The sequence below is a fragment of the Neisseria sp. P0021.S005 genome (assembly GCF_051956955.1).
On sequence record NZ_JBQCWY010000442.1, the window covers coordinates 1 to 2577 of the forward strand.

General features: G+C 49.0%; 3 protein-coding genes. 1 reads left to right on the forward strand and 2 read right to left on the reverse strand.

From position 1 onward, the window contains the following. Positions 1–278, forward strand: a 278-nt coding sequence (locus tag ACTHUE_RS15310) for a hypothetical protein (RefSeq protein WP_440423918.1), incomplete at its 5' end; no start/stop codon positions are given. 25 nt (positions 279–303) lie between these two features. Here the strand turns inward: ACTHUE_RS15310 and brnQ are convergent. After that, positions 304–1632, reverse strand: coding sequence for a branched-chain amino acid transport system II carrier protein (gene brnQ / locus ACTHUE_RS15315; RefSeq protein ID WP_070460332.1), 1329 nt, complete (start codon positions 1630–1632; stop codon positions 304–306). Between the two features lies 1 nt (position 1633). Beyond that, positions 1634–2530: a segregation and condensation protein A gene (locus tag ACTHUE_RS15320; protein ID WP_070460334.1), complete on the reverse strand. Its 897-nt coding sequence runs from the start codon at positions 2528–2530 to the stop codon at positions 1634–1636. Between the last annotated feature and the right edge of the window lie 47 nt (positions 2531–2577).

The following is a 2577-nucleotide window of genomic DNA, read 5'->3' on the forward strand; positions in this document are numbered from 1 at the left end:
CGTTATTGCCAGACATCGGGCGCTTACCGGTCACTTTGCAAACTCGTGCCATGGTTAGTCTCCAAACTTCTAAAATAGTAAAACGCGATTTATACCACGAAATCCGCCTTCAGTTCAAGTCGTTTGCCGAAAAAACGGGATTTATGGAAATAAATCTTCTCAATATGTTGCATCTGCGAAACGGTATTTCGCAAAGCCTTAACTTTTCAATTATAACGGATTTCTTTAAAAAAATCATCTGTCGTTTGCGTGGTCGGCGAAATAAACAGGCCGTCTGAACATTTCAGACGGCCTGTTTTATCGTCATGCTTTTTTCTTCAACGCCGCATTCAAAATGCAACCGAGTATAAAGCAGGCTAAAGAGGGAACAACCCACCCTAAACCGATATTGTAAAACGGCAATGCGCGCTCGATGGCAGCAGCGGTATCGGCATCAAATCCAAACGCGGCCTTATAGGCATCGAGCAAACCGACCACAAGAGCCGCCATCATGGTGCAGAAATAGACAATACGGCCGCCGCCAAACAATTTATCTGTCAAAGCCAGCAGAATGATGACGATGGTCAGCGGATACAACAGCATCAACATAGGGATGGAAAACTGCAAAATCGCTGACAGGCCTTTGTTGGCCAACAGAATAGACACCACCGTATTCAGTATTACAAAGGTTTTATAAGAAATACCCGGGCAAAGACGGTTGAAATATTCGGCACATGAAGTAATCAAGCCAACCGCCGTACTCAGACAGGCAAGCAGCACCATAACGCCAAGCAGCACAATACCGGCCGTACCGAAATAGTGTTGTGCAGTTTTAGACAAAACCGACGCGCCATTTTCCTGCAAGCCGATACCGGCCACACCTGTCGCGCCCATATAGCCAATAAACAGGTAAACTACTGCCAAACAAGAAGCCGCCAACACACCGGAAATCGTCGTTGTCTTCAGCAAGTCCGCGCGGTTGTCCACGCCCATGGCGCGAACGGCATCAATGACTATAATGGCAAACACCAGCGAAGCCAGCGCGTCCATGGTGCCATAGCCTTCCAAAATGCCTTTAACCAACGGATGAGTGACAAAATCGCCTTGCGCCGCCTGCGGCACGCCCATCGGGTTAATGGCGGCATAGCCGACCAATATCGCAATTGACAGCAACAAAACAGGCGTGAGAATTTTACCGATACGGTCAACCAGCTTCCCCGGAGAAATCGACAGCCAATAAGTAATGCCGAAAAACACCAGGCTGAATACTGCCAATGCGATGCTTTTCCAAGATTCATCAATGAAAGGGGAAATCGCGGTTTCAAAAGATACTGTCGCCGTACGCGGCATGGCAAACAGAGGGCCGATTGCCAGATAAAGCGCGGTAGCAAAAGTCACGCCGTACCAAGGCGCAACACGGGAGGCCAATGCTTCCACATCGCGCGAGCCGGAATAGCCGACGGCAATCACGCCCAACAATGGCAAACCTGCGCCCGTCAGCAAAAAGCCGAACATGGCCGAAAGCCAGTTATCACCGGCCTGCTGTCCCAAAAAAGCAGGAAAAATCAGGTTCCCTGCCCCAAAAAACAGGGCAAACAGCATTAAGCCCACCGCCCATAAAGAAGCTTTGTTATGACTTGTCGTCGAATTCATTTTAGTTCTCTTTTTTCAAATTTTCGTTATCGGTTTCATCGGCTTCAAGGCCGTCTGAAAACATTTCGGCTTCGTTTGTTTCCAAACCGTCTTTCAGGCTGATTTCGATTTCACCATAATTTTCAGGCTGCACGATACGCACCAAGCCTTCTTTAGCCAATTCCAGCAATGCAATAAAATTGACCACCACATATGTCGCGCCCTGCTCCGGTTTAAACAAATCGCTGAACTTGCTGATACCGCTTTCGTTCAAACGACGCAAAATCGCTGTCATCTGCGCACGAACAGAAATGGTTTCCCGCACCACTTCATGACTGCACGTATGCTTGGCACGCGACAAAATACCCAACCAAGCCTGCGTCAAATCGGCAACGTACACTTCCGGCAACTTCGCTTCGACCGCAATTTCCAACGGCAGATACGCCCAAGCAAAATCACGTCCGGCACGCGGCAACGCATCCAAACCCTGAGCCGCCAGTTTCATCTGTTCGTAAGCCAACAGACGGCGCACCAACTCGGCACGCGGATCCGCCTCTTCATCCTCAACTTCTTCAGGACGCGGCAACAGCAGGCGCGATTTAATTTCAATCAACATCGCCGCCATCAGCAGGTATTCCGCCGCCAAATCAAACTGATACGCTTCCATTTGGGCAATATAGTGCAGATACTGCTCGGTAATCTTCACCATCGGAATATCGAGGACATCGATATTCTGCTTGCGGATAAGGTACAGCAGCAAATCCAACGGTCCTTGGAAGCTGCTCAATACCACCTTCAACGCATCAGGCGGAATAAACAAATCCTGCGGCACATCGGTGACAGGCTGACCGAACACCCACGCAACGGTATGTTCAGACGGCGTTGCGGCAGTGGAAGAAATAAGGTGTTCTGAAGGCATGGTTAAAGGGTCTTTTTCTTTTTAAGTTTAGTAAGAAGTTTCATCAA